Raw genomic sequence first — 19,601 nt, 5'->3', positions numbered from 1 at the left:
TGAGGTCTCCCACCACGAGAGTGGGTAAGGCCCCCGGTAGACGACCGGGTTGATAGGCCGGAGGTGGAAGCGCGGTAACGCGTGGAGCTGACCGGTACTAATAGGCCGAGGACTTGACCACAAAGCAGACTTGTTAGTCGTTGCTCGCGTCCACTACGCAATTCTGAGACAGCAAACAGGCTGTTTCTCAGGGTTACGGCGGTTATGGCGGGAAGGAAACACCCGGTTACATTCCGAACCCGGAAGTTAAGCTTCCCCGCGCCGATGGTACTGCACTCGGGAGGGTGTGGGAGAGTAGGTCACCGCCGGACAATCTTTGATTGGGGAAAGCCCCGACGCACAACGCGTCGGGGCTTTTCTTTTTCCTGCACTCAGCTCGCCGCCGACCTGATCCTCTTCGACCCGCGCGGCGCCGGCTTCAAGCCCGCGCCGGGCGAGTCGCGACTCTCCTCCCTGGGGACGAGCGCCCTGGCAAGGTCCGTGATCTTGTCAAACAGGGCGAGCACGAACTCCCGGCCTTCGACGCGCCAGATCAGGAAAGGGAGAACGGGTGCCATCAGCGCGACCACGGGGATCAGGAGGAGAACCAAAAGCGCACCGAGTGCCACTCGTTGCCAGGTTGCGTTTATCACGATCATCTGCGATCCCGGTCCACGGTCCGTTGGGTCAGTTCCCAGACGCCGGCGGCGCCTTTTCCCCCCGGAACGCGTGTCCGTTGACACGGGACATCGCGGATGATCCAGCTGCTTCGTCAGCCCTGAATGAGGAACGACCTGTCCCCGGGTTCCATCATTCTGGATCGCGTCGCTACGACACTAACCCGTCAACTCCGCAGTGAGCAAGCGCTTGCGACGGCCACGGCAGCCCTTGGGAGCCCTGTAGGGGCACCCCACTCGTGCGGTCTCGTGGGGTTGGGGCCGGGGGCGTATGCCAACGGGAACGGTCGAACCGGTCAGCGCACCCTTGAGCAGTTGCCGATGGGAGTCAGGATCTGCCGGCGACACGCGCGTCCCGCTCTGTGTAATCTCGCGATCGCGTAAAGTGAGATCCATGTCAGACATGCAAGGTGCCCGAGAGGACTGTCACGGCTCGGCCGGCCAGATGCACGCGGTCGCCGTCCAGCGTCACGCGGACCAGGCCGCCTCGCCTCGACAACTGGGCGCCGACCAATGAGGCGCGACCCAGGCGAGCCGACCAATACGGCGAGAGCGCGCAATGCGCCGAACCCGTTACCGGGTCCTCGGGGACGCCGACCTTGGGGGCGAAGAAACGGGAGACGAAATCCGTGTCGGTGCCGCGGGCGGTGACGATGACGCCTCTGGCGTCCAGGGCGGCCAAGGCGGTGATATCGGGGGAAAGGGTCCGCACGGTTTCCTCAGAGTCCACCTCCACCAGCAGGTCAAGGTGGCTATTTCCGACCTGTACAGGTGTCACGCCGAGTGCTTTCTCCAGACCGTCGGGCGCCGGAGCGGGGGTCACCTCCTTGGCCGGAAAATCCATCGTGATCATGCCGTCGCCGAGACGATTCACGGTAAGCGTGCCGCTGGCCGTCTTGAATTCGAGCTGCCCCGTCGCCGCACCCGTGGAATAGAGCACGTGGGCCGTCGCCAGCGTGGCATGACCACAGAGCGTGACCTCAACCGCAGGGGTGAACCAGCGCAACGAATCGCCGAGCAGGAAGGCGGTCTCGGAGAGGTTCATCTCGGCGGCCACGCTCTGCATCCAGCTGTCAGTAACCGGGGTCTCCAACAGGCAGACGGCCGCCGGATTACCTCGGAAAGCTGTGCTGGTGAAGGCGTCAACAGTGAAGAGTCGCATGTAGCCGATGCTATACGGGGCACGGATATCGAGCTGCAAGCGAGCTGCAAGCCGTACAAAATGGAATTAGGGCTGGGCGTGTCGCGTGGCGAACGAGGAATCGTCGGTTACCGTCCAATGTGTAGGGACGTGCCGATTACGGTGAGTTCCTGAGGAAAGGACAAGCCGATGGGGGCAGTGCGCAAGGTGGTGAGCTACCTTGGCCTGAGCGGGGTCGATCACTACGACGAGGGCTATGACGACGACGAGCACTACGAGGACGAATACGTCCCCGCGACCGAGCGGGCCGCCAGACGGTGGCGCGCGAACGTCGACTCGTCGCGCATCGTGATGGTCCAGCCGCTCAAGTACAACGACGCGCCGTTGATCGGTCAGCACTTCCGCGAAGGGCAGACTGTGATCATGGACGTCTCCGGCATGGCGATGCCCGAGGCGACGCGGATGGTCGACTTCGCCGCCGGACTGGCCTTCGGGTGTGAGGGGCGGATCGAGCGCATCGCCGATCGTGTCTTCCTGCTCGCCCCGTCTCATGTGGAGATCGAGACGACTTAAGAGCAACACCTGCTGAGCGCTGAGCGGGCTGCCGCCGCGGTGGCTCGCCTCCAGCGCGTCCGCGACGGTTGGCGGGATGGTGCTGTTCGGCTGGCTGGTTCAGCTCAGCTCTTGCCAGAGATCCATTACGCGGCGCGCGGGCCGCGACGGATCAGCCGAGTCAGTTCAGCTGCGTCGTCGGCGGCCTGCTTCGCGCGTTCGTCCGCTTCGCGAGCGTACGCGTGCAGCGCCCACACCGCCCCTTCGGCCAGTTCCCTCAGCTCGCCGACCTGGGCCCCCACGAACTGCGCGTCCGCTTGGACCAGTTTGCGGCGCTGCCAGAGTTGCCAGCCGGCCAGGCCGATCATGGTCACGCCGGCCGCCGCGAGCAGGCTGTTGACCAGCGCCGCCCCGATGAGGCAGGCGATCCCGGTCACGATCAGGATCATCGCGGCCCACGGGAGAGGGCGCGGCACGGCTCCTTCGGTGATGATCGAGTGCTCGGCCGCGGCCAGCGAGGACTGGTCGGGGCCTTCGGGACGCAGGTGGATGCGGTGGCCGAGCAGCGGCACGGTGAGCGTGGCAGGCGGCTCCCGCCGGCTGTCGGACTCCAGTTCCTCGGCCACGCCACGCAGGACCGGCGCCGCCACGTGCAGCGCGATCGCCGCGAGGTGCGGGTCGGCGCCGGGACGCAGGTCGTCGAGCAAGTGTGTGCCGAGCGAGGCCATCGGCCCTTCAGGACCGCCAGAGCCGATCAGCGAGCGCAGCACGGCGAGCGGCTCGTCCTCGGCCCAGGTCACGGCCGGGCTGCCCGAGCTGTTGTCGAGCGGGGCGGTGGAGTCGTGCTCTGCCTGCCGGGTCGAGGTGATCTCCGCGCATCGGCCGCGGAGCCTCCTCAGGCGATCGGCGGCCATGGACGGCCGGGCCAGCTCGGGGATCTCGGCCATCTCCGGGAAGTCGACCAGCGACGGAGGAACGACGACCGTCGGCTTGCCGGGGATCAATGCCTGGATCCACTGCTCGGGGTCGGCGTGCTCCTGGACGGCCAGGGCGTCGAGCTTGCGGAGGACGAAGATCTTGCCGGCCGGGCCGTACGCGCCTCTGGCTGCGGCCAGCCACAGCGAGCGCTGGCCGTGCGTGACCGGCCGGTCGAGTGACAGCTCGCCGAAGGCGGTGCCCAGCCACGAGGCGTGGATGCGGCTGCCCTGCCCGGACACCGCGAGCGCCAGGCACAGGAAGAGCGCGGTCCGCTGCTGGTCACGACCGGCCGCCCGGCTCAGCGGCTCCAGCGGGTCGTCGCCGGCGAGAATCGCGGCCAGTGCCTCGATGGCCGGGGGAAGCCAGTAGCTGGGTACGTCGCGGAACCCCGGTGCGGCGGGTGGCACGCTGCCGTTCGCGGCGAGGTGCGCCAGCAGAGCCTCGGCGTAACGATGCACCTCCGTCGCTGCCTGGGGGCTCGCAGTCAGGTCCGTGCTCAAGGCAGAGAACTCCCCCATGTCGGCCTCAGTTCATGACCGCGTAAAGCGTAGTCGTTGGGGCGCGCCAATCCGGTGGAGGCGCGCCCACAACACGGAACGGGGACTTTGAACCAACTGTCTGTTACATACGCTCGGGGACGGGAACGCCCAGAAGGCCGAGCCCGGTCTCCAGCACGCGCAGGGTCAGTGCGCACAGGGCGAGCCGGTGATCCCTCGTCTCGGGGTCGACGCCCGCCTTGATCACCGGGCACTCCTCGTAAAAGGTGCTGAACAGGCTGGCGGTCTGGAACAGGAAATTACACAGCCGGTGCGGCTCGGAGTCGGCGGTGATCTGCGCGAGCAGCTCGCCGAAGCCCAGCAGGTGGAGGCCGAGGGCGCGTTCGGCGGGCGCGGCCAGCACGATGGAGGCCGTCGCGTCGGCCGGCTGGATGCCGGCCTTGCGGAAGATGGAGCGGATCCTGGCCGTCGCGTACTGCATGTAGGGGCCGGTGTTGCCGGTGAAGGCCAGCATGCGGTCGAAGTCGAGGACGTACTCGCTGTCGTGACTGACCGACAAGTCGGCATATTTCACCGCGCCCATGCCGACGGCGCGTGCGATCTCGTTCCGAGTGGCTTCGTCATACCCCCGCTCGGAGATCGCCGCCGTCGCCCGGTCGATGGCCTCCTGCAGCAGGTCCATCAGCTTGGCGGACTCGCCGGAGCGGGTCCTGAACCGGCGGCCGTCCTTGCCCAGCATCATGCCGATCTGGATGTGCTCGGCAGAGACGGAGTCCGGCAGCCAGCCCGCCAGCTTCGCCGCCGCGAACACCATCTTGAAGTGCAGCGTCTGCTCGTTGCCCACGACGTAGAGGATGCGGTCGACCTTGAGGTCGTGGACGCGGTAGCGAATGGCGGCCATGTCCGTGGTGGCGTACCCGTAACCGCCGTCGCTCTTCCTGATGATGAGCGGCAGCGGCTTGTCGTCGGAACCGGTGAAGCCGGGCGGGAACACGCAGAGCGCGCCCTCGCTCATCACCGCCGTCCCGGACGCCTCCAGGTCGTCGCAGGTCTTGTCCAGCATGGGGTTGTACATGCTCTCGCCGGCGATGTCGTCGTCGGTGAGCGTCACCCCGAGCAGCTGATAGACCTTGTTGAAGTAACGGACGGTCGCGTCCATGAAGACGTGCCAGAGCCGCATCGTGGTGGGGTCGCCGCCCTGCAGCGTGGTCACCCGCGAGCGGGCACGCTGCCTGAACGCCTCGTCGCCGTCGAACTTGACCCGGGCCGCCTGGTAGAACTCCGTCCCCATGCCGGCTTCGAGCTGCGCGACCGCGGTCTCTTCGCCGATGTCGAGGAGGTGCTCGATGAGCATGCCGAACGGCGTGCCCCAGTCGCCCAGATGGTTTTGCCTGATCACAGTGTTGCCGAGGTGCTCGTGCAGGCGGGCCAGCGAGTCGCCGACGATGGTGGTGCGGAGGTGGCCGACGTGCATCTCCTTGGCCGCGTTGGGCGCGGAGTAGTCGATCACCACGGTCTGCGCGGGCGTGATCGTGCCGACGCCTAGCCGCGGGTCGGCCAGCATGCGCTGGGCCTCGCCGGCGATCCACGTGTCGTCGAGCGTGATGTTGAGGAAGCCTGGGCCGCTGACCTCGACCGTGCCGGGGAAGTCCGACAGCTCCGCCTTGATCGCCTCGGCGACCTCCCGCGGCGCCCGTCGCAGTCGCTTCGCCAGGCTCAGCGCGACGTTCGCCTGGAAGTCGGCGAACTGGGAAGGCCGGATCAGCGGATCTGCGTCGGCGTGCTCCGAGCCGAACGCGTGCGCCAGCGCCTGCTGGACGCGCTCGGTGAGCACTATCTGCGGGTCGGTCATGCTCTAAGGGTACCGGCGACCTTGACCGCGATGCTGATCGCCGCGGCCGCCACGAGCGAGACGCCGACGGCGGTCAGGTCGTTGCTGATGTCACCGGGTTCGAGCGCGAAGAACGCCCTGACGAACGGCAACGTCAACCCGATCCCGAACGCCACCGCCATGGAGGCGACCAGCACCACCCGCCACCAGTTGAGCGGCCTGGCGATCAGCACGAGCACCCACCACGTGGTGAGGAACAGCGTGATCACCGCGGACGTCTGGTCCTCGACGAGCGTGGAGGTCCCGCTGTGCGCGGCCCAGAACGACACCAGCACCGCCACCGCGCACAGCACCCCCGCCGGCACGGCGAACCGCAGCACGCGGGGCACGAACCCGGGCTTGGCGCGCTCGAGGGTGGGCGCGAGCGCGAGGAATAAGGCCGGGACGCCGATGGTCAGGGCGTTCGTCAGGGTCGAGTGGCGGGGCGCGAACGGGAACATCACCCCGGCCACGCCGACGGCCAGCGATAACACGATCGCGTAGAAGGTCTTGGTGAGGAACAGGTTGGAGACCCGTTCGATGTTGGCCAGGACCCGGCGGCCCTCGCCCACGACGTGCGGCAGCGTCGCGAACTTGTCGTCCAGGAGCACCACCTGCGCGACCGCCTTGGTCGCCGGACTGCCCGCCCCCATGGCGATGCCCAGGTCGGCGTCCTTCAGCGCCAGCACGTCGTTGACGCCGTCGCCGGTCATCGCCACGGTGTGGCCGCGGGCCTGCAGCGCGGCGACGATCGTGCGTTTCTGCTGCGGGCTGACCCGGCCGAAGACGGCGTGCGCGTCCAAGAGCTCGCCCAGCTTCTCCATGTCGTCGTCAGGGAGGGTTCTGGCGTCGATCGAACGGTCGCCGTCAGGGATGCCCAGCGCGGTGGCGATCGCGGAGACCGCCTCGGGGTTGTCGCCGGAGATCACCTTGACCGTCACGCCCTGCTCGGCGAAGTAGCGGAGGGTCTCGCGGGCGTCGGGCCTGATGCGCTGTTTGAACGTCACCAGCGCGACGGCCTGGAGCGCCACGCGCCCGCCGTCCGCCACGGGTCTTGTGGCCGGGGCGGACGAGAGGCCGCCGGTTGGGGCGGGGAGGCGGTCGGCGCGGCAGAGTGCGAGGACGCGGGCGCCCGTGGCGGCCAGTTCGGCGGCCCGGTCGTACCCTTCGCCGCCGTCCAGCAGGACGTCCGGGGCGCCGAGCACCCAGACGCCGCGCTCGCCGAAGTCGGCGCCGCTCCACTTGCGTGCCGAGGAGAACGGCACGCTCTCGCGGGCGGTCCAGCCGTCGTCGGCGGCGGGGTAATGGGCCCGGATGGCCTGGGCGGTGGCGTTCGGCTGCTGGTCGACGTGGGACAGGGCGGCCAGCGCGCCGTCGATCGGCTGGTCGTCGCGCAGCTGTAGCACCTGATCGAGGTCCATGCCGCCGGCGGTGAGGGTGCCCGTCTTGTCCAGGCAGAGCACGTCCACCCTGGCCAGGCCTTCGATCGCGGGCAGCTCCTGGACCAGGCACTTGCTGCGACCCAGGCGTACGACGCCGACCGCGAACGCGATCGAGGTCATCAGCACCAGACCCTCGGGGATCATGGTCACGATGCCCGCGACGGCGCCGGTGATCGCGGTGCCGAAGTCGACCGAGTTGCTGACCTGGCTGTAGATCAGCAGGGCACCGATCGGGATGACCAGCCAAGTGATGTACTTGATGAAGTTCGCGACGCCCGCGCGCAGCTCGGAGTGCGCGAGATGGAACTTGCCGGCCTCCGCGGCCAGTTTCACGGCGTACGCGTCGGTGCCGACCTTCGTGGCCACGAACGCGCCCGAGCCCGCCGCCGCGAAGCTGCCTGACAGGACCTCGTCGCCCGCCTTCTTGTGCACGGGGTCGGCCTCGCCGGTCAACAGCGACTCGTCGACCTCGAGCCCGTCGGACCGGACGACCTCTCCGTCCACCAGCAGGCGGTCTCCGGGGCCGAGCAGGACCAGGTCGCCGAGCACGACCTGGCGGGGCTGGATCTCCTGGTCCCTGCCGTCCCGCCGGACCCGGACGGGCGCCTCGTTGATCACCGCTAGCTTGTCGAGCGTACGCTTGGCACGCAGCTCCTGGACGATACCGATCAACGCGTTGGCCACGATGATCAGCCCGAACAGGCCGTCCTGCCACTCACCGAAGATCAGGATCAGCACCCAGAGCACGCCGATGACGAAGTTGAACAGCGTGAGGACGTTCGCTCTGATGATCGCGCCGAGCGATCTGCTCGACCGGCGCGGGACGTGGTTGGCCTTCGCGAGCGCCACTTGCGCCGAGGTGAGCCCATCCACCGTTAAGGCGAGCCCGTCCACATAACCCCCCGTATGTGTGGATCGGTGTCAAAGACTACGGGGTCACCACAGCCGGTGTGAGCGATGTGTGGCGGCTACTCTCTCGCCGATTCCGGCCACGATGCCTTCATTGGACAGGTCGGCCGCGAGCCGGCAGGCCGCGCTGATCGCCGGCGCCCTGGCCGAGCCGTGGGCGATGACGACGGTGCCGTTCAGCCCGAGCAGCACCGCTCCGCCGTACGCCTCCGCGTCGAGGCGGCGGTGCAGTTCACGCAGGCGTGACCGCTGGAGCGCCGCGCCCAGCCTGGCCAGTCTGCTGTCCTCGATCGTGTGCTTGAGCTCGGCGAACGCGTACCGGACCGCGCCCTCCATGGTCTTCAGCGCCACGTTGCCGGTGAACCCGTCGGTCGTGATCACCTCGACCTTGCCGGTCAGCAGGTCATAGCCTTCCACGTTGCCGGCGAAGGTGATGTCGGGGGAGGCCTGCAGCAGCTCGTGGGCGCGCTTGATGAGCTTGGTGCCCTTTTCGGCCTCGGCGCCGATCGTGAGCAGGCCGACCCTGGGCTGGGTGATGCCGTAGGCCAGCTCGGCGTAGGCCGTGCCCAGGTGAGCGAACTGCACCAGCATCTCTGGCTTGACCTCGGCGTTGGCGCCGGCGTCCACGAGCAGGGTCGGGCGGGGGAGCGTGGGGAGCGCCACGGCTATGGCGGGTCGCTGCACGCCCTGTTGCGCCTTGAGCCGCAGCCTGCCGGTGGCCACGATGCCTGCCGTGGACCCGGCCGACACGACCGCGCTGGCGTCGCCGCGCCGTACGAGGTGGCAGGCGATCGCGATGCTGGAGCGGGGGCGGCGCAGGCTGGCCAGAGCGCCCTCGTCCATCGCCAGGGCCTCCTCAGCCCGGACGATCGGGACCTCCTTGGTGGCGTCGTGGTCGGCGAGCGCCTCGTAGAGCACGCGGGGGGAGCCCACGAGCACGATGGGCAGGCCGCGCTCGCGCACGGCGTGCACCGCGCCCGCCACGATCTCGTGCGGTGCGTGGTCGCCCCCCATGGCGTCCAGCGCGATGGGCTTGCTGTCGGACAATGATCACCTCGTACGGCATCGAGCCCGCCGTCACGGCTTGGCCGAAACGCGGGCTCGGTATGTCCGCATCGTAGGCGAGGCAGCTGCAAGGTTAACCGGCGGGTAGGACCTCTTGGTTCCCACCATCGCCCCTTCCAGTCCCACCCTCCTAGGGGACTGAATCGGAACCTCCTACTGCGCGGGCGCAATCGACGAATGTGCACGCCGTCGACGGCCGACATGTCAGCCTTAGGGGGTCAATAAGCCTCCGCTGATCACGCGAGCTGCCGCTCTCCGCCCCAAGCGCGCCGCTTAGGCAGCCGCGGTGCGGCGGGGGAGCGGTGGGAGATCAATGCAGGTTCCAGTCGTCCTTGCCGCGGGAGACGATCACTTTCGAGAACACGGACCTCCCCGTCACCCGGATCAGCGGCCCATCCGCATGGGACCCGCCCGTCACATTGCGCTTGCCGAACATCGATCCCCCCTCGTCGATGACATGGGCGTTGTCGGGAACCCGTACGATGAGCTTGCTGAACCAGGCGTTCGTCTCGATCGTGATCTCCCGCCCGGGCAGCACGGCGTCCGACAGGTCGATGATGAGCGCCCCGAAGCGCGCGGTGAGCTTGGTGTTGCGGGACGCCACCCAGCGGCCCTTGCGCACGATCTTGCTGAACTTCGAGTCGATCTTCTGCCGCTCGATGGCGACGGGCACGTTGGACGCGGACACCTCGGGCAGGTCCCGGGTTAGGGGGACGAGCTCGCCGACCGACTTCGCCGTGTAGGCGAGGTCCAGGCGGTCCGCGTGCTCGACGCTGGTCAGTCTTCCTGTGGCGAGCGCCTCGCTCAGCACCGCGGCCACGCGGTCGCGGTCGGCGTCCGAGGCGCGCAGGTCTGGATCGTCGGTCACGAAGAGTCAGTCTAGGCCAATTCGCGATATGTCGCGAGTGGCGTGAACCGATTGCTGATCATTTCCGTGAACCTGAAGGAAAACTTGGAGGCCAGCGGAACCGCTGACGCGGCGGGGAGCGTCCGGGTATTAAGGACCGTAGACGCGCGACAGGGTCGTGAGGTTTACACCCGATCGAACAAAAAAGATGGGAAAGGCCTAGTGATCTTGAACCAAGCTGGCACACGACGCTTCAAGGCGTACACGTCCAAGCACCTCGACGAGCTCCTCCAGCGGGCGGGGCTCGGCGACGAGGAGCGGCTGAAGGTCCGCGCCGTGGCCACGGTGCTGCCTTTCCGGACGAACGCCTACGTCGTGGATGAACTCATAGATTGGTCGGCAGCGCCCGACGACCCCATCTACCGGCTCGTCTTCCCTCAGGAGGACATGCTTCCCGCTGCTGACGTCGCCAGGCTGGCCGATCTGCTGAAGGCCGAAGCGCCCAACGCCGAGATCCAGGCCGAAGCGAACCGCGTACGCGCGCAGCTCAACCCGCATCCTGCAGGTCAGAAGGAGCTCAACGTCCCGAAGATGGACGAGGAGCCTGTGCCTGGCATGCAGCACAAATATCAAGAGACCGCGCTGATCTTCCCTAAACAAGGGCAGACCTGTCACGCCTACTGCACCTACTGCTTCCGGTGGGCCCAGTTCGTCGGTGACGCGGACCTGAAGTTCGCCTCCGACGACATCGGTCAGATGGTGAGCTACCTGCGCCGGCACCCCGAGGTGACCAGCGTCCTGGTCACCGGCGGCGACGCCATGATCATGGGTGAGCCCGTCATCAGGCGATATATCGAGCCGCTGCTCCAGTTGGAGCAGTTGGAATCGATCAGGATCGGCACCAAGGCGCTGGCCTACTGGCCGCAGCGTTTCACCACCGACCCCGACGCGGACGCCACGCTCGGCCTGTTCGAGGAGGTGGTGAACGCGGGCAAGAACCTCGCGTTCATGGCCCACTTCTCGCACCCACGCGAGCTGGAGTCGCCGCTGGTCGAATCAGCGGTCAAGCGTATTCTCGGCAGCGGAGCCACGATCAGGACTCAGGCGCCGCTGATCCGATCCATCAACGACGATCCCGTGGTGTGGTCCTCCATGTGGCGGCGGCAACTCAGGATGGGGATGATCCCCTACTACATGTTCATCGAACGCGACACCGGGCCGCAGGATTACTTCGCCGTTCCCCTGGCCCGCGCGTACGAGATCTTCAGGGATGCGTACTCAACGGTGTCCGGACTCTGCCGTACGGTCCGGGGCCCGTCCATGTCGGCCACGCCCGGGAAGGTATGCGTCGACGGCGTCACGGAAATCGCCGGGGAGCAGGTCTTCATGCTCCACTTCATTCAGGCGCGCGACCCCTCCCTGGTGGGGCGGCCGTTCTTCGCGCGCTACGACCCGACGGCGGTCTGGCTGACGGATCTGCGCCCGGCCTTCGCCGAGCGTTTTCCGTTCGAACCGGCCGAAGCACTGCTGCCGGTCTGAGCGGTCCAGCGCGTCCACAGCAACCGGAAAATTCGCGGCCCTCCGGCCTGGCACAATTGTTTTCGCGACCCCATTGTGCCCGGGCCGGAGGGCCGCTCCGCGCCTTCCCGCACACACCCGCAATCGCCTGCGCTATATCGGAAACAAGACCCTCCTATTTCCGTTTTGTCTTCCCGCTCAACGCTCCCCCCGCACTCGGTAACCAGGCTGCAAACCCCTGCTACATGGGCATTCATGCGCCTGCGGCCGATCATCGCGAGTGATAGAACTGCTGGCGTAGCTCAGCCGCGATGCCACGCTCCGTGTGGTGCCCATAGCGTGTACGCCGCGGCATACGGGGGTTATCGATTCGCATTTCCACCGCATTCGAGAGCGATCGATCACGAGCCGGGAAGGCAACATGAATCGAGTAGTCAAGGCGGCGGTCGCCGTCACAGCATTCGGCTTGGCGGCGGCTCTGGCCGTGCCAGCTCAAGCCGAAGTCCAATACAACGCGGCCAGGTACGCTCCCACCGATGGCCTGGGCGGGGTCACCAACCTGGCAGGCAGTCCGCTCGGGGGTCTCCTGAGCGGGATCACCGGCGGAGGCCTGCTCGGCGGGCTGCTCGGCGGCGTCACCAAGTCCAAGTCCGCTGCTCAGCCGACGGGCCAGATGACCGAGGCCGAGCGTGACGCCGCCATCGCGGCGCGGGGCCGACGCAGCCTCGGCGGTCCCAACGCGGCAGAGGACGTCACCCGCCTCGGCGGGCCGCTGCCCGAACTGTCGCCCATCGCCGGCCAAAAGCAGTTGGGCAAGGGCGGTCTGACCAAGTCGGTGCCGGGCGCATCCCGCCTCGCGCAGCCGGCGACCACGAACGGCGCCCTGAAGGGCTTCGAGATCCTGACCAGCGACTCCACGCTGGCCGGCCTCGCTCAAGCGGCCAGGGACGCGCTCCCCGGCATGGCGAGCCAGCTGTCCTCGACGGTCGGGCAAGCCCCCGCCGAGGTCACCCCGCTCGTCGCGGCGGTGCCCGGGACCACCGGCTCCTCCAGTGACCTATGGACCGCTCTCGGGTGGACCTCCGACGCGCCGACCAGTTCGGTGTGGGATTACTAGGTTCACGACTTAGACGCGAGGTGCAGGCGGAGAGCGCGGCTGGCCGAGAGCCGGCATGCCGGTTCGCGGGCGTCCTAGGTGCCAACGCTCGGGAACCGGGTATGGCGGTGATCAAGTAGCCGCTCTCGTGTGCCGCGCCGTTCTTCTCGCAGGGCGGCGGCGCGGCACGCGCCCATCTTCTCTTCTTTGCGCTGTTTCTCTTCCTTTGCGCTGCCGTGTCACCTCCACCTCGTCGGTTGAGGATCTTCAAGCAACCCCATTTTTTACGCGCTGCCGTGGCCTGCCAACCACCGCACTTCGGCTGATGGCCCTCCAGGGGAACGGCCTCTGACCCTTCACCGGCTGAGCGCCGCTACGGAGCGCATTGCCGGCCCCCTAAGGCTGACGTGTCAGCCGCTCACGGACCGAGGTGCTGGCTGCCTCTCGCTCCAACATGCCCGCCCTCACGCCCCCGCGTGGTGACCGCCGCATGCGGCTCAGGGGAGGCGGACGCCTGTGCGGCGGGCTATTTGTGCTTGCAGTCTGGCCATCTGCCAGTGCAGCTCGATGAGCTGTTCAGCGAGCTGCATCCGCGGAATCTCGGACACGTCCTCGGTGTCCAGGTGGTCGATCGCGGCCGAAAGCTCTCCCATCGCGAGCCCCCACTCCATCACCGGTCCTCGGATCGAAACGACGTTCGAATCCTATCGGAACGCCACCCCCGATGTCAGTCTTTTGCCCCTACAGCAACGCTGGTTTCGCACACAAGATCGAAGCGTCTGAGGACAAGCCATGCCATGGAGCCGGCCAACGTGGGCTCGCGTAACGGCGCCCAGCCGGTGAAGGGTCAGAGGCTGTTCCCCTGGAGGGCCATCAGCCTCCTACGGCGTTTGGCAGACCACGGCAGCGCGTAAAAGATCGGCTTGCAGTGGGGTCAGGCCGTTCCCCTGGAGGGCCCTCAGCCGAAGTGCGGTGGTTGGGAGCCACGGCAGCGTGTAAGGGATGGGCTTGTCGACTGTGTCAGGGGCGCTCAGAGGGCCGTCAGCGCAAATGCGGTGGATGGAGGTTGCGGCACCGAGTCAAGAGATGATCAAAATATCGGTCAGCCCTTGTTGTAGGCGGCGATGACTTCCTTCGGGTCGCCGTCCATTTTGATCTTGCCCTTGTGCAGCCAGATCACGCGGTTGCAGGTCTCCTCGATGACCCTGAGGTCGTGGGCGACGAGGAAGACGGTGCCGGCCGACTCCCGGATCTGGCGGATGCGCTCTTCGCTCTTCTTGCGGAACTCGCGGTCTCCGGTGGCCAGGGCCTCGTCGATGAGCAGGACGTCGTGGGTCTTGGCGGAGGAGATGGCGAAGCGCAGGCGGGCGCCCATGCCGGAGGAGTAGGTGGACATAGGCAGCTGGACGAACTCGTCGATGCCGGAGAAGTCGACGATCTCCTGGTATTTCTCCCGGACCTCGGCCGGGGTCATGCCCATGGCATAGCAGCCGAGCACGATGTTGCGCTCGCCGGTCAGCTCGCGCATGAGGGCCGCGTTGACGCCGAGCAGCGAGGGCTGGCCGTCCGTGTAGACGGCGCCCTTGTGCGGCGGCAGCAGGCCCGCGATGGCGCGCAGCAGCGTGGACTTGCCCGAGCCGTTGCGGCCCACGATGCCGATGGCGTCGCCGTGATAGGCCACGAAGGTGACGCCCTTGACCGCGTGGACTTCTTTCATCTGCGGGCGTCCCTGGCGCTTCAGAATGCGCGTGAGGGCGTTGACCGCGTTGCCCTTCTCGCTGTCCGAGGCCGCGCCGTAGACGCGGTAGACGATGTGGAGGTCGTCGACGATGACGGTCGGAGTGCCCGTGGGAACGTCGAGGGGCCGCTTGCCCTGGGGCTCCGGGGCAGGATGCACCTTCACATCGTTGCCGGGAACGGCGGGCTTATCGCCCTTCACCTGTGACAGCTCCTTGGTCAATTCAGCCACGCCCGTACCTCTCCTCGGCCCGCCAGAAGTACCAGAAGCCGAATCCGAGAGCGAACACCGCCCAGAATACGCAAGACATCCACACCATCGGTGGCGGGTGGTGGCCGAACTCCTCGTTGTGGGACTTGATGAGGATCTCGCGCATCCACTCGATGTAGGACGCGGCCGGGTTGGCGTACATCACATTGGCGACCCACTGGGGCAGCCCCGCGGATCCGACGACCTTGTCCTGGATCGAGAAGAACACGCCCGACGCGTAGAGCCAGGTGCGCGTGATGAACGGAAGCAGCTGGTTGAGGTCGCGCAGCGAAGCTCCCATGCGGGCCATGACCAGACCGGCTCCGACGTTGAACAGCGTCTGCAGGAGCAGCACCACCGGGATCATGAGCCAGTAGAAGGTCGGCCACTCCCCGGTGGCGACCACGATCACCAGGAGCACGCTCATCGAGATGGCGAGCTGCTGGAGCTCCTGGATCGTGTAGGCCAGCGGCAGCGAGGCGCGGGGGAAGTGCAGGGCCCGGATCATCGAGAGGTTGCCCGAGATCGACTTGGCGCCCGCGGTGACGGTCCGCTGCGTGTAGGTGAAGACGAACATCCCGGTCAGCAGGAACGCCACGTAGTTGTCGATGTTCTTGCTGCCGCCCAGGATGAGGCCGAACATCAGGAAGTAGATCGCGGCGTTGAGCAGGGGGGTCAGCACCTGCCACAGCTGGCCCAGGGCGGAGCTGGAGTATTTCGAGACGTTGCGTGAGGTCGCGTACGTCAGGATGAAGTGTCGCCGCTGCCACAACTGGCGCAGGTAGACAGGAAACCTCGGCCGCGCGATGGCACGGCGAAGCCCATATCGCTTGGCGAGCTTGGCCAGCGGCTCCTGCCCGCTTCGGCCGCCCGCCTGGGCGTCCGCGACAGCGGATTCCGGCTGGCTCATGGCAAGGACTCTATTGGATCCCGGTCGGTGGGGTGCCTGTCGCACGGGGCGGCGACAGTCAGTTGGACGGACTCTTGGGACGCTGGGTTCCAAGGCGTCGTCAAGACCTGCTCAACCGTAGCCCAGCGGGGCGCGGTGTGCTGGCAAGGGCGCGAGCACGGTCATGTAGGAGGTACTTTTCATCGACTGTTCATGTCCAGGCTTGACCGGTTGTATAAACTTTGTGTGCTTTAGCACAGATCGCGCCGAATGTCTGTGACGGTGGATAGGCACTTGTGTGACCGAACTGCAACGCGCCAGAGACTCGCTGGTGGCAAGTAGTAAGGGATAGTCGCGATCGACTGGCAGGGCGTTCAGCTGGCTTGACCATGTCAGCCAAACCCGGGGGAGATACCAGGACTCTCCCGTCAGGCTGCGCACACCACCGCAGCTCAGTGCTGTACGCCCACTGTAGAGGGAGGAATTTCTTTCACTATGCGTGTTACTAAGGGCGTACAGATCGTCGCCGGTACCGCGCTGCTCGCCCTCGCGGTTGCCGCGTGTGGCGGCGGTGCCTCGGACACCGGCGGCACTGCCACCGGTGGCGGCTCCGCAGAAACGCCGGTCCGAATGGAGCTCGGTGAGCCCCAGGAGCTCCTGGTGCCGTCGAACACCACGGAGTCCGAGGGAGCCGAGACCCTCGCCGCTCTCTTCGAGCCCCTCGTCAACTACGACGAGAACAAGAACGCCGTCGAGGCCGCGGCCGAGTCGATCACCAGTGATGACCAGAAGGTCTGGACGATCAAGCTGAAGTCCGGCTACACCTGGCACAACGGCGAGCCCCTCATCGCCCAGAACTACGTGGACGCGTGGAACTACGCGGCCAACCAGGAGAACGCCCAGGGCGCCGGCTACTTCTTCGGCCGCATCGACGGCTTCGCCGACCTCAACCCGGGCGAGGGCAAGACGGTCACCACCAAGACCATGAAGGGTCTGGAGGCCGTCGACGACACGACGCTGAAGGTCACCCTCACGGCGCCGTTCTCGCAGTTCAAGGTCATGCTCGGCTACACCGCCTTCTACCCGCTGCCCAAGGCCGCCTTCGGCCCCGACGGCAAGGTGACGCAGGCCTACGGCGAGCAGCCCATCGGCCAGGGTCTGTTCAAGATGGACAAGGCCTACAAGAAGGGCACCGACCAGACCATCGACATGTCGGTCTACGACAAGTACCCGGGCACGAAGCCGAAGGGCTGGACCAAGCTCCAGTTCAAGCTCTACACGGACTCGGACGTCGCGTTCAACGACCTCCAGGCCAACAACCTGGACATCCACGACTCGCTCAGCCCGGCCGCGATCTCCACCGCCAAGAGCACCCTCGGTGAGCGGTACCAGGACCAGCCGGACGCCGGCGTCGGCTACATCGGCGTTCCGCTCAAGTACAACCCCGAGCTGAACAAGGTCGACATCCGCAAGGCCATCTCGATGGCCATCGACAGGAAGACCATCGCCGAGACGGTCTTCTCTGGCACCCGCGCGCCGGCCGACGACTTCATCAACCCGGCCATCGCGGGCTACCGCCAGGGCGCCTGCAAGGCCTGCACGTACAACCCGGCCGAGGCCAAGAAGCTGTACGACGCGGCCGGCGGCCCCAAGACGCTCGAACTCGGCTACAACGCCGACGGCGGCCACAAGGAGTGGATGGAGGCGGTTGCCAACAACCTCCGTCAGAACCTGGGCATCGAGGCCACGGCCAAGCCGTTCGAGAAGTTCGCCGCCATCCTGGACGAGCTGGACGCCAAGACGTACAAGGGCCTGTTCCGCATGGGCTGGGCCATCGACTACCCGTCGGCTGAGAACTACCTGTCGCCGATCTTCAGCACCGGCGCCATCGCGACCGGGTCGAACTACGGTGGCTACTCCAACAAGAAGTTCGACGACCTGATCGCCCAGGGTGACCAGGCCGCCACGGTCGAAGAGGGTCTCAAGTTCTACCAGCAGGCCGACGACATCCTGAACGAGGAACTGCCGTACATCCCCGTGTACTTCTACCGGAACAACTCCGGCTACTCGACGAGTGTCAAGAACGTCAAGATCAACCTGCTCAACCAGGTTGAGTGGGCCGACGTCGAGAAGGCCTGACGATCGTTCCCTGGGACGGGCGCGCGCGACGCGCCCGTCCCTCTAGGGGTTAGCGAGGAGGCGGCTCCTCGGCCGGAAACCCATATGGTCGAGGAGTGGCCTTCTTCGCATGTACGGGAGGCTTAAATGGGCCGTTACATCATTAGACGTCTGCTCCAGTCGATCCCCGTGTTGCTGGGTGCCACCCTGCTGATCTTCTCCATCGTCTTCGCGCTGCCTGGTGACCCCATCGCGGCGCTGGCGGGCGAGAAGCGGGCGGACCCCAACATCGTCGCGATCCTTCGCGAGCAGTATCACCTCAACGATCCGCTGTTGCTCCAATACTGGCACTACATCAGCGGAGTGCTTTTCCGTGGCGACTTCGGCGTTACCTTCGCCGACGTGCCCGTGTCACAGATCATGGCCGGAAAGTTCCAGGTCACGATCAACCTGGCGGTCACCGCGCTGATCATCGAGGCACTCATCGGCGTCGGTCTGGGCCTGTGGGCCGCGCTGCGTCGCGGTAAGGCCACCGACACCATGATCCTGGCTTCGACGCTGCTGCTGATCTCGGTGCCGACCCTGGTGTCCGGCTTCATCCTGCAGTACATGCTGGGTGTGAAGCTCAAGCAGTGGACGGGTGTCGACATCTTCCCGATCGCGGGCATCAGCAACGGCTTGCGCAGCTATCTGCTGCCGGGCTTCGTGCTCGCCGGAGTGTCGATCGCCTATCTCACCCGTCTCACCAGGACCAGCCTGGCCGAGACGTTGCGGGCGGACTTCATCAGAACGGCCACCGCCAAGGGCTTGCCGCGACGGCGCGTTGTCGGCAGGCACGCGTTGCGCAACGCGCTGATCCCGCTCATCACGTTCCTGGGCGCCGACCTCGGTAACCTCATGGGCGGGGCGGTCATCACCGAGAGAATCTTCAACCTGCCCGGCGTCGGTCTCCAGCTCTTCGATTCGGTGTATCTCCGAGAGCAGCCGATGGTTGTCGGCATCGTGACCGTCCTCGTGCTGATCTACATCGTGGCCAACCTGGCCGTGGATGTGATGTACGCAGTGCTCGACCCGAGGATCCGCTATGAGTAACATTCTGCCGGGCGGGCCTGCCATCGCCCCCGAAGAGAGCCCGGCTCCCCATCCGGCGGAGACCAAGGGGGGCAAACCGGCCAGCCTGTGGTCCGACGCCTGGTATGACCTGCGGCGCAGGCCCATCTTCATCGTCTCGTGCGCCATCATCGCCGTGCTGGTGCTGATGGCGGTCTGGCCGTCGCTGTTCAGCTCGGTGGACCCGTTCAACCCCAGGACATGCGAGCTGGCCACCGCCAGGCAGTTGCCCAGTGCCGGACACCCGTTCGGGCGCGACAACCTGGGCTGCGACATGTATGCCCGCACCATCTACGGCGCGGCGAACTCCCTGAAGATCGGCATCAGCACCTCGATCTTCGCGGCCCTCATCGGCGGCCTGATGGGGCTCGTCGCCGGATTCTTCGGCGGCGCCACCGACACCGTGGCCTCGCGCATCACTGAGATCTTCTTCGCGATCCCCAGCATCCTGGGCGCGCTGCTCATCGGCTCGACCTTCCGCGGGAGCGGGCTCGGCATCTGGCTGGTGGTCATCTCGCTCACCATCCTGGGCTGGCCGATGACGTTCCGGATCATGCGGGCGGCGGTCATCACCGCCAAATCGCAGGACTTCGTGGTCGCGGCCAGGGCACTCGGCGCGGGTCCCGCGCGGATCATGTTCAGGCACCTGCTGCCCAACGCGCTCGCCCCCGTGATCGTCGTTGCGACGATCAACCTCGGCGGATTCATCGCGGCCGAGGCCGCGCTGTCCTATCTGGGCGTGGGTGTGCAGCCGCCGGAGATCTCCTGGGGTCTGATGATCGCGGACGCGCAGCGCAGGTTCCTCGAGGCGCCGCTGCCGCTGATCTTCCCAGCCGTGTTCCTGAGCGTCACCGTGCTCGCGTTCATCATGCTGGGCGACGCCGTGCGCGACGCGCTCGACCCGAAGCTCAGGTAGAAGGGGGGAT

General features: G+C 66.7%; 16 protein-coding genes and 2 rRNA genes. 8 read left to right on the top strand and 10 right to left on the bottom strand.

Annotation, left to right across the window (positions count from 1 at the left end; all coding sequences use genetic code 11):
* Positions 1–121 (top strand): 23S ribosomal RNA (locus Q9G87_RS29300); the annotation flags it as partial.
* 73 nt (positions 122–194) lie between these two features.
* Positions 195–311: ribosomal RNA gene (gene rrf / locus Q9G87_RS29295) — 5S ribosomal RNA — on the top strand.
* Positions 312–371: 60 nt separating this feature from the next.
* Here the strand turns inward: rrf and Q9G87_RS29290 are convergent.
* On the bottom strand, positions 372–557 hold the full coding sequence (locus Q9G87_RS29290) for a hypothetical protein (RefSeq protein ID WP_305919706.1): 186 nt from the start codon (positions 555–557) through the stop codon (positions 372–374).
* Between the two features lie 496 nt (positions 558–1,053).
* A complete protein-coding gene (locus tag Q9G87_RS29285) occupies positions 1,054–1,818 on the bottom strand; it encodes a PhzF family phenazine biosynthesis protein (protein ID WP_305919705.1) in 765 nt (254 codons plus the stop codon).
* Positions 1,819–1,986: 168 nt separating this feature from the next.
* Between Q9G87_RS29285 and Q9G87_RS29280 the strand changes: the two genes are divergently transcribed.
* Positions 1,987–2,370 carry a cell division protein SepF gene (locus Q9G87_RS29280; RefSeq protein WP_305919704.1) on the top strand — a complete coding sequence of 128 codons (384 nt, stop codon included), beginning with the start codon at positions 1,987–1,989 and terminating at the stop codon, positions 2,368–2,370.
* 125 nt (positions 2,371–2,495) lie between these two features.
* Here the strand turns inward: Q9G87_RS29280 and Q9G87_RS29275 are convergent, their stop codons facing one another.
* From Q9G87_RS29275 to Q9G87_RS29255, 5 genes are all read right to left on the bottom strand, one after another.
* Entirely contained in the window at positions 2,496–3,827 is a 1,332-nt protein-coding gene (locus tag Q9G87_RS29275) for a hypothetical protein (RefSeq protein ID WP_305919703.1), read from the bottom strand.
* Positions 3,828–3,948: 121 nt separating this feature from the next.
* Positions 3,949–5,676, bottom strand: a complete 1,728-nt coding sequence (argS, locus tag Q9G87_RS29270; RefSeq protein ID WP_305919702.1) for an arginine--tRNA ligase — start codon at positions 5,674–5,676, stop codon at positions 3,949–3,951.
* The gene (locus Q9G87_RS29265; RefSeq protein WP_305919701.1) at positions 5,673–8,030 is read right to left on the bottom strand and encodes an HAD-IC family P-type ATPase; all 2,358 of its coding nucleotides are present in this window, start codon (positions 8,028–8,030) and stop codon (positions 5,673–5,675) included. The genes argS and Q9G87_RS29265 overlap by 4 nt, the downstream gene beginning before the upstream one ends.
* A gap of 42 nt (positions 8,031–8,072) precedes the next feature.
* Positions 8,073–9,092: a phosphate acyltransferase PlsX gene (plsX, locus tag Q9G87_RS29260; RefSeq protein WP_305919700.1), complete on the bottom strand. Its 1,020-nt coding sequence runs from the start codon at positions 9,090–9,092 to the stop codon at positions 8,073–8,075.
* A 328-nt stretch (positions 9,093–9,420) separates the two neighbouring features.
* Positions 9,421–9,978 (bottom strand): DUF1707 SHOCT-like domain-containing protein, encoded by a 558-nt coding sequence (locus tag Q9G87_RS29255; RefSeq protein WP_305919699.1) that lies wholly within the window; start codon positions 9,976–9,978, stop codon positions 9,421–9,423.
* A gap of 201 nt (positions 9,979–10,179) precedes the next feature.
* On the opposite strand from Q9G87_RS29255, the gene Q9G87_RS29250 reads away from it, so the two are divergent.
* A complete protein-coding gene (locus tag Q9G87_RS29250; RefSeq protein WP_305919726.1) occupies positions 10,180–11,496 on the top strand; it encodes a KamA family radical SAM protein in 1,317 nt (438 codons plus the stop codon).
* Positions 11,497–11,896: 400 nt separating this feature from the next.
* Complete coding sequence (locus tag Q9G87_RS29245; protein WP_305919698.1) at positions 11,897–12,592, top strand: hypothetical protein; 696 nt, start codon at positions 11,897–11,899, stop codon at positions 12,590–12,592.
* A 476-nt stretch (positions 12,593–13,068) separates the two neighbouring features.
* On the opposite strand, the gene Q9G87_RS29240 is transcribed toward Q9G87_RS29245, so the two are convergent.
* From Q9G87_RS29240 to Q9G87_RS29230, 3 genes are all read right to left on the bottom strand, one after another.
* Positions 13,069–13,242, bottom strand: coding sequence for a hypothetical protein (locus tag Q9G87_RS29240; protein WP_305919697.1), 174 nt, complete (start codon positions 13,240–13,242; stop codon positions 13,069–13,071).
* 431 nt (positions 13,243–13,673) lie between these two features.
* The gene (locus Q9G87_RS29235; protein WP_305919696.1) at positions 13,674–14,540 is read right to left on the bottom strand and encodes an ABC transporter ATP-binding protein; all 867 of its coding nucleotides are present in this window, start codon (positions 14,538–14,540) and stop codon (positions 13,674–13,676) included.
* Entirely contained in the window at positions 14,533–15,468 is a 936-nt protein-coding gene (locus Q9G87_RS29230) for an ABC transporter permease (protein ID WP_305919695.1), read from the bottom strand. Before Q9G87_RS29230 ends, Q9G87_RS29235 begins: the two co-directional genes overlap by 8 nt.
* A 474-nt stretch (positions 15,469–15,942) precedes the next feature.
* Here Q9G87_RS29230 and Q9G87_RS29225 point away from each other — a divergent pair, with 474 nt between their 5' ends.
* The 3 genes from Q9G87_RS29225 (at position 15,943) to Q9G87_RS29215 (ending at position 19,591) form a co-directional block, all read left to right on the top strand.
* Positions 15,943–17,586: a peptide ABC transporter substrate-binding protein gene (locus tag Q9G87_RS29225; protein WP_305919694.1), complete on the top strand. Its 1,644-nt coding sequence runs from the start codon at positions 15,943–15,945 to the stop codon at positions 17,584–17,586.
* Between the two features lie 126 nt (positions 17,587–17,712).
* A complete protein-coding gene (locus tag Q9G87_RS29220) occupies positions 17,713–18,657 on the top strand; it encodes an ABC transporter permease (RefSeq protein WP_305919693.1) in 945 nt (314 codons plus the stop codon).
* A complete protein-coding gene (locus tag Q9G87_RS29215) occupies positions 18,650–19,591 on the top strand; it encodes an ABC transporter permease (RefSeq protein WP_305919692.1) in 942 nt (313 codons plus the stop codon). The genes Q9G87_RS29220 and Q9G87_RS29215 overlap by 8 nt, the downstream gene beginning before the upstream one ends.
* Positions 19,592–19,601: the final 10 nt, after the last annotated feature.

This window comes from Nonomuraea turcica (assembly GCF_030718205.1).
Classification (GTDB): domain Bacteria; phylum Actinomycetota; class Actinomycetes; order Streptosporangiales; family Streptosporangiaceae; genus Nonomuraea.
The sequence above is the reverse complement of the archived record's forward strand: the minus strand, read 5'-3'. Positions and strand labels throughout refer to the sequence as shown.

Excerpts from the sequence above, each read along its gene's own strand:
- Q9G87_RS29290 (WP_305919706.1), bottom strand. The coding sequence starts at position 557 with ATGGCACCCGTTCTCCCTTTCCTGATCTGGCGCGTCGAAGGCCGGGAG.
- Q9G87_RS29285 (WP_305919705.1), bottom strand. The coding sequence starts at position 1,818 with ATGCGACTCTTCACTGTTGACGCCTTCACCAGCACAGCTTTCCGAGGT.
- Q9G87_RS29280 (WP_305919704.1), top strand. The coding sequence starts at position 1,987 with ATGGGGGCAGTGCGCAAGGTGGTGAGCTACCTTGGCCTGAGCGGGGTC.
- argS (WP_305919702.1), bottom strand. The coding sequence starts at position 5,676 with ATGACCGACCCGCAGATAGTGCTCACCGAGCGCGTCCAGCAGGCGCTG.
- Q9G87_RS29245 (WP_305919698.1), top strand. The coding sequence starts at position 11,897 with ATGAATCGAGTAGTCAAGGCGGCGGTCGCCGTCACAGCATTCGGCTTG.
- Q9G87_RS29240 (WP_305919697.1), bottom strand. The coding sequence starts at position 13,242 with ATGGAGTGGGGGCTCGCGATGGGAGAGCTTTCGGCCGCGATCGACCAC.
- Q9G87_RS29230 (WP_305919695.1), bottom strand. The coding sequence starts at position 15,468 with ATGAGCCAGCCGGAATCCGCTGTCGCGGACGCCCAGGCGGGCGGCCGA.
- Q9G87_RS29225 (WP_305919694.1), top strand. The coding sequence starts at position 15,943 with ATGCGTGTTACTAAGGGCGTACAGATCGTCGCCGGTACCGCGCTGCTC.
- Q9G87_RS29220 (WP_305919693.1), top strand. The coding sequence starts at position 17,713 with ATGGGCCGTTACATCATTAGACGTCTGCTCCAGTCGATCCCCGTGTTG.
- Q9G87_RS29215 (WP_305919692.1), top strand. The coding sequence starts at position 18,650 with ATGAGTAACATTCTGCCGGGCGGGCCTGCCATCGCCCCCGAAGAGAGC.